Annotated in this window: 5 protein-coding genes and 1 pseudogene; 3 read left to right on the top strand and 3 right to left on the bottom strand. The window is 39.9% G+C overall.

Annotated features, from left to right (window positions below; all coding sequences use genetic code 11):
• Nucleotides 1–128: 128 nt before the first annotated feature.
• Nucleotides 129–1,907: an asparagine synthetase B family protein gene (locus ACFE93_RS33605; RefSeq protein WP_375480297.1), complete on the top strand. Its 1,779-nt coding sequence runs from the start codon at nt 129–131 to the stop codon at nt 1,905–1,907.
• Between the two features lie 275 nt (nt 1,908–2,182).
• Entirely contained in the window at nt 2,183–2,839 is a 657-nt protein-coding gene (locus ACFE93_RS33600; RefSeq protein WP_375480295.1) for a pentapeptide repeat-containing protein, read from the top strand.
• Nucleotides 2,840–3,313: 474 nt separating this feature from the next.
• Here the strand turns inward: ACFE93_RS33600 and ACFE93_RS33595 are convergent, their stop codons facing one another.
• Nucleotides 3,314–4,624, bottom strand: a complete 1,311-nt coding sequence (locus ACFE93_RS33595; protein ID WP_375480293.1) for a calcium-binding protein — start codon at nt 4,622–4,624, stop codon at nt 3,314–3,316.
• Between the two features lie 33 nt (nt 4,625–4,657).
• Nucleotides 4,658–4,849, bottom strand: a pseudogene (locus ACFE93_RS33590) (hypothetical protein); the annotation flags it as partial.
• On the opposite strand from ACFE93_RS33590, the gene ACFE93_RS33585 reads away from it, so the two are divergent.
• Nucleotides 4,849–5,244, top strand: coding sequence for a hypothetical protein (locus ACFE93_RS33585; protein ID WP_322675462.1), 396 nt, complete (start codon nt 4,849–4,851; stop codon nt 5,242–5,244). The pseudogene ACFE93_RS33590 and the gene ACFE93_RS33585 overlap by 1 nt on opposite strands.
• Before the next feature lie 86 nt (nt 5,245–5,330).
• On the opposite strand, the gene ACFE93_RS33580 is transcribed toward ACFE93_RS33585, so the two are convergent.
• The gene (locus ACFE93_RS33580) at nt 5,331–6,110 is read right to left on the bottom strand and encodes an ABC transporter permease (RefSeq protein WP_375480291.1); all 780 of its coding nucleotides are present in this window, start codon (nt 6,108–6,110) and stop codon (nt 5,331–5,333) included.
• Nucleotides 6,111–6,205 lie beyond the last annotated feature (95 nt).

Raw genomic sequence — 6,205 nt, 5'->3', positions numbered from 1 at the left:
GGGAGGGTTAGGGTGGGGTAAAACCCTAGTTAATCAGCTATTTCAGACTTGTGTGTACACCGTAGCCTCGCTTGCTCTTAGGTGGTTAGGGGTGGGATTCTTACTGAATTATGCGTTGAAAATTTCCCATGCTATTTGATGCGTTTAAAAATCGTAAATCTCCTAAAATCGAATTCATCAAAACTAACCCAACCTGGCGCGTAGCATGGGGAACAGTTGATGCAAATTATGAAAATATAGCTTGGCGAGATGAAAAAATTTCTGTAATTTTACCACGCACAACTTCGGAATTTCCAACAGAGAAATTAGCAATCAGTTCTAGAGGACGATTTGTTGTTGTTGGTGATGTTTGGTTAACTAACCGAGTGCAGTTGCTGCAAAAGTTGGGAATTAAACCGGATAGCTTTCAAGGAAGTTCTCTGCAACTAGTGGCCAATCTTTGGGAACAATGGGGTAATGAAAGTCTTAGCCAACTTGTGGGGATGTTTGCGCTAGTGGTTTGGGATAGAGAGAAACAGGTGTTGAGATTGATTCGCGATCGCATCGGTGTTCGTACTCTCTATTACACTACCACTGGTTCAGTTCGTTGGATTGCGCCTCAACTGAGAACTTTAGCACCTCATCGTTCATCTGATTTAGATTTAGTGGCGTTGCGAGATTATCTTTGTTGTGCCTTTGTTCCTGGAGAACGAACCCTTTGGGAACAGGTGCGGGAACTGCGACCTGGAACCGTTTTAGAATTTCCCGATCACAAAGTTACAGCTTATTGGCAGCTTCAAGAACAGATTACAGCAATCGATCAACCCTTAGCATGGCATGGCGATCGCTTGCGAGAACTCCTAGACCAAGTTGTTCAAGAATATTTACCACCAGCAAATGAACCCGTTGGCGTTTTTCTTTCCGGTGGTTTGGATTCTAGCAGTATCACTGCTTTAGTAGCAAAATTCCACAAAGCACCAGTCCATACCTTCTCGATTCATTTTGGTTCGGAATGTCCCAATGAGTTAGAATTTTCCAGTCTCGTTGCATCCCATTGTCAGACGCAGCACCACATTTTAGAAATTACTTTTAAAGATATGTGGTCACGCCTGCCGGAAACAATGGCTTATTTAGATGACCCGATTGGCGACCCATTGACTGTTCCCAACCTGTTGCTGGGACGACTGGCGAGAGAAAGCGTAGAAGTAGTTTTGAATGGTGAAGGTGGCGACCCTTGTTTTGGCGGGCCAAAAAATCAGCCGATGTTAATTAATAGTTTATATGGCTCTGTCACCAATCAGGATGCATTGCAAGCTTATTTAATTTCCTTTCAAAAGTGTGCTGTTGACTTACCGCAACTTTTAAAACCAGAAGTTTGGACAGCAGTACAAACAGCACCTTGGGTTTTTGCAGAAGATTTATATTCTCAAGCCAGCTATCTAAATCGTTTGATGGCAATGAATATCAAATTTAAAGGCGCTGACCAAATTTTGACCAAAGTCAGTAACTTGACTCAAGCTGCTCTTTTGCAAGGTCGTTCTCCTCTATTTGACCAACGAATAGTAGACTTGAGTATGAAAATACCTCCAGAGTATAAGCTTTCTGGAGTGGAAGAAAAAGCAGTTTTAAAGCAAGCGATTACCTACGGTACGTCTTTGGCGATCGCAGATATTTTACCAGACACAATTATTCATCGTCCCAAAAGTGGCATGATGGTACCGGTGCAGTTAGGATTTCGGAAATATTGGCAGCAAGAAGCCAGAGATTTATTGCTCAATCAAAATGCATGTATTACTCCTTACTTAAACCAGTTGCCAATTCGTAATTGGTTAAACTATCAAGGAGATACTTGGAGTCGTTATGGAGTCAAGCTGTGGTTGCTTGCTAGTTTAGAAATTTGGTTACAAGTAAATCAAAAAGCGCAGTAGTGAAAGCAACAAAAAGATACGCTACTGAAATTACTTATGCTAATTTGGAATTTGGAGTAAGCAACATGATTCTTGTTGTATGAATATTTCCTGACTTATGTCAGCATTTTTTGTTTTAAAAACCACTGAGAAAACGTATTTTCAAGTGATTGCCGATTTTTTGTTAATTTATTTTTGATTATTTACTGAGCTAATCTCCGTTTGCGGTGTACTCTCAATATACGGTAACTACCACACTCAACCTTTGAGATCAATTACACCCAGAGGTGAATACCATGAAAAATTATACTCAACAACAGGAATTTATTTTAAGTCAAATCACAAATAAATATTTTCAGCGTCGGGATTTCAGTGGATGTGACTTGAGAGGAATCGACCTGAAAGGAATTGATTTAAGTGGTATTAATTTAATTGGAGCAGATTTGCGTGATGCAAATTTGTCTGGCTGTGTTCTGACTCGTGCTAATTTAAGTGGCGCAAATTTGATGCAAGCTAGCTTACGTGAAGCTAATTTGTATGAAGCATCTTTATGTGAAGCCAATTTGACTAATGCTGATTTAACACGAGCAAATTTGTGCGGAACATTCTTATGGCGAGTGAAATTCATAGGTAGTAATCTTTGGGGTGCTTCTTTATGTGATGTGGATTTGAGAGAAGCAGACTTAAGTGAAGCCAATTTAATTGAAGCATCGCTGATTGAAGCTAACTTAAGTTTTGCAAATCTCACACGAGCAAAGCTATGTGGAGCAAAATTACTAGAAGCGAATTTGACTGAAGCTAACTTAACTAGTGCAGACTTGACATGGGCAAATTTAACTAAAGCAAACTTGAATAAGGCAAACCTTTGGAAGACAAATTTGATTTATGCAAAGTTGCGAGATACTATCATGCCTGATGGTACAATTGAGCAACCTCAGATAGTTATTTATTAGCTAGAAATAGCTCTGCCAAAGTGAGATAATCTTGTGATTTCGTTTCCATGCAGAGTATGGAAACGAGATGCAGCATAATTCAGAATTCAAAAGTCAGAATAAGTAAACTTGAAACCCAACACTTCTCGGATTTCGGGGAAGAGGAAAGGGAAAGAAAAAACCTTATAACCCTTACCTTGTTAGACCAAAATCAATACCTGTTGTCACACCTCCACCCGTCATCCGATTGCGGTCAATCACGACTCGCTCTGTTCCGACCTCAATGCTCAAAAGAGCAAGTTGTCTGCCACTACGACAAGTTCTTTACGGCTAGCTACTTTTAGGACAAAAAAGCATTTCTAACTCAATAAATGTCAAGGTTATTTCGTGAAAAGCTCTAATATCGCGCAAAATAAGACGGGCAGGATGCCCATCCCACAAGAAATGCTTTTTCATGCCGCAAATGTGCAACGCCGCAGATAAAGAGCTTTCTTTTTAAACAAATATCAAGTCATTAACAATATTGAAACTACTATTGAGAGATGCAATCACCTCATCAGTACCAAAGTTAAATTGACCATTGCCATTGCCTACTAGAGCAATAAAGTTACTAGAACCTTGCTTAAAGAAGGAATAGTCGCTTCTGTTACCAGTTAGTTGAATTTTGTCTTCACCTGAGACAAAATCTTTGATGATAGCTAAGTCCTTGGAACCAGAATTGCGATAAAGGACATTGCCCTTTTCTCCCAAAACAAATGTATCTTGACCAGCACCTCCAAATAAAGTATCTCGACCACCGAAACCATTGATTATGTTGTTTAACTTGTTACCAATAATTGTGTCGTTTTGTTTTGTACCAATGACATTGACAAAATTTTTGACAGTGCCAACGCTATTAACAACCCCTGAAATATTAACGCCAGTCAACGATTCCTTAGATAAGTCAACATCTACAGAAACAGGACTTTCTAGACTTGAAGCATTAATGGTATTGGCGAAACCAACATCTCCTATAACTATCTCAATTACAGTCGGAACGACTTCCCGATCAGTGCCGAGATTTCCTTTTTCGATGCGATCGGGGAAAATAGTAATTGCTTGACCCAAACCAGTATAATCAAGCGTATCAATGCCATCTCCTCCATCATAGATGTCATTGCCAGCGCTACCGCCTAAGAAATCATTACCACTGCCACCAATGAGTGTGTTATTTAGTTCGTTACCAATAATTGTGTCATTTTGATTGCTGCCAATGACATTGACAAAGTTTTTAATGGTAATTGCCTCAGGAACATCAAAAATATCAAATCTTTCTGCACCCAAGTCGATTAAAGATGCTAAATTTTTACCCGAAATATCGATAACATTTATAAAACCTGGATCAGCAATGATGATCTCTGTACTAGGAGGCTCTGAAAGTCGATCGCTACCAAGACCACCACCCTTTTCTGTACGATCGGCAAAAAAAGTAATTACTTGACCCAAACCAGTGTAATCAAGCGTATCAATGCCATCCCCACCACTGATAATGTCATTACCAGCACTGCCAAATATTACGTCGTCTCCCTTTTCTCCAAACAGGTTATCATTTCCACTGCCGCCAAACAGGTTATCGTTTCCACTGCCGCCAAACAGGTTATCGTTTCCACTGCCGCCAAACAGGTTATCATTTCCTTCGTCACCGTATAGGTTATCATTGCCGTCATAACCGAACAGATTATCATCGCCCTTGCGACCAAGCAGATTATCATTTCCACTACCGCCCAACAGGTTGTCAGAAAAAGAAGTACCAATTCGTGTGCTCATGATTTATTTCTCGTTTGATTTACTCAAAATTTAATTTAGCCTCCCACTTGTGCCTGTAAAAGCATTAGCAGTGATGTCGCTATTTTCGCTTGGGACAGCAACAATGAAGCCCGACGGGACATCAATATTAATGTTGCCACCATTACCACCAGCTTCTGCTGTGCTTGCGGTGGTAGAGATTTGAGCGCCATGACGCAGAAGGAGTAAATCAGTTTGTATATTGATTGTCTTTAAGAAAACGTACATCCCGCGTTCTAGAAAATGCTGAGTTAAGATTTGCTGGACTCAAAGCAATTGATGCCAATCTGGATCTTGGAGAGACTTGTAATTTAAAAATACTGACAGAACTAATTGAGCAATTACGCAGCAAGTTAGAAGCTCATAATACTGCTCTCAGCACGATTGACTCTTCCAAAGTAGAAATTGAAGAGTTAGAACAAACCTTGGGTGGTTTCTCCGAAAAAATGCTCATGGGAATCGGCTTTAAATATGGCAAAGATAGCCGCGAATATGAGATGGCTGGTGGAGTTCGCAAAAGTGAACGTATCCGTAAAAGCAGAGCAACTCGCTTGAAAACTATTGCACAAAAAGCATCTAGCCAAGGCACTCAACCCTTGTAGATGTGTAAGCAACACAGTTTGCATAGGCGAGGGAGCAAAGGAGAGAATAAAAATTACCTCTTTCTCCTCTGCCCAATCCCCAATGTCTAAAATTCGCGTTGTGAAAAGATAAAAATAGCGATCGCTAACAACATGGTACTATAAAGTAAGCCGTAACCAGCATTCATAATCAGTGCAGTGGTGTCAGGTAGTGCTTGCAGACCATAAACGGCATCATTTTTCAAATCTAATCGAGATAAATCTGGCAAGAAAAGAAACAAAGCTTCAGTTAGACGTTCCATACCAGGGTTACGGCTAAGACGACCAAGTTGTACTAAATCTTGAGTAATATTTCCGATTAAATATACGGCAAAGGTTAGAACAGTCGCTAGCAGAGAAGCAGTAAAAACACCAAAGGTAATAGCCACGGCAGTAATTAATGACAACTGCAAAAATAAAAAAATTGCAGCAATTAAAATGCTTGCTGTAGGATGAGGAATATTACCAAATTGCAGAAATAGCAGATAAATTACTGTCATCGTGGCGACAAGCACAGCTAGGACTGCGGATAAACCCAAGTATTTGCCGATGATAATTTCGCTGCGACTAACAGGTTTAGCAATTAATACTAAAACAGTGCGTTTTTCAATTTCTTTATTAATTAGTCCCGTACCAATAAATATCGTAATAATTAACCCGATGACATTCATCGCTGCCATCCCAAAGTCTAAAAACATTTTATTTTCAGCCGTAGCTGCAAATTCAGGAAGGATGCGGAAGGCGGTGGCGAGTACTAGCGCATAAAAACCAATAATATATAGGATGCGATCGCGTACCACTTCCTGAAATACATTTTTTGCCAATACAAAAATTCTGTTAATAGTCATTTGTCATTTATCATTTGTCATTTGTCATTTGTCATTGGGAAGAGGTAAAGGGGAAAGAGGTAATTTTATTGTTCTTCCCCCCTGCTCCCCTGCCC

Source organism: uncultured Nostoc sp. (assembly GCF_964247315.1).
Lineage (GTDB): Bacteria > Cyanobacteriota > Cyanobacteriia > Cyanobacteriales > Nostocaceae > Nostoc.
Note: the sequence above shows the minus strand (reverse complement) of the source record. Positions and strands in the feature narration are given on the sequence as shown.

What these genes read in the sequence shown, in the direction of transcription:
- ACFE93_RS33605 (WP_375480297.1), top strand. Translation starts at nt 129, where the DNA reads ATGCTATTTGATGCGTTTAAAAATCGTAAATCTCCTAAAATCGAATTC.
- ACFE93_RS33600 (WP_375480295.1), top strand. Translation starts at nt 2,183, where the DNA reads ATGAAAAATTATACTCAACAACAGGAATTTATTTTAAGTCAAATCACA.
- ACFE93_RS33595 (WP_375480293.1), bottom strand. Translation starts at nt 4,624, where the DNA reads ATGAGCACACGAATTGGTACTTCTTTTTCTGACAACCTGTTGGGCGGT.
- ACFE93_RS33580 (WP_375480291.1), bottom strand. Translation starts at nt 6,110, where the DNA reads ATGACTATTAACAGAATTTTTGTATTGGCAAAAAATGTATTTCAGGAA.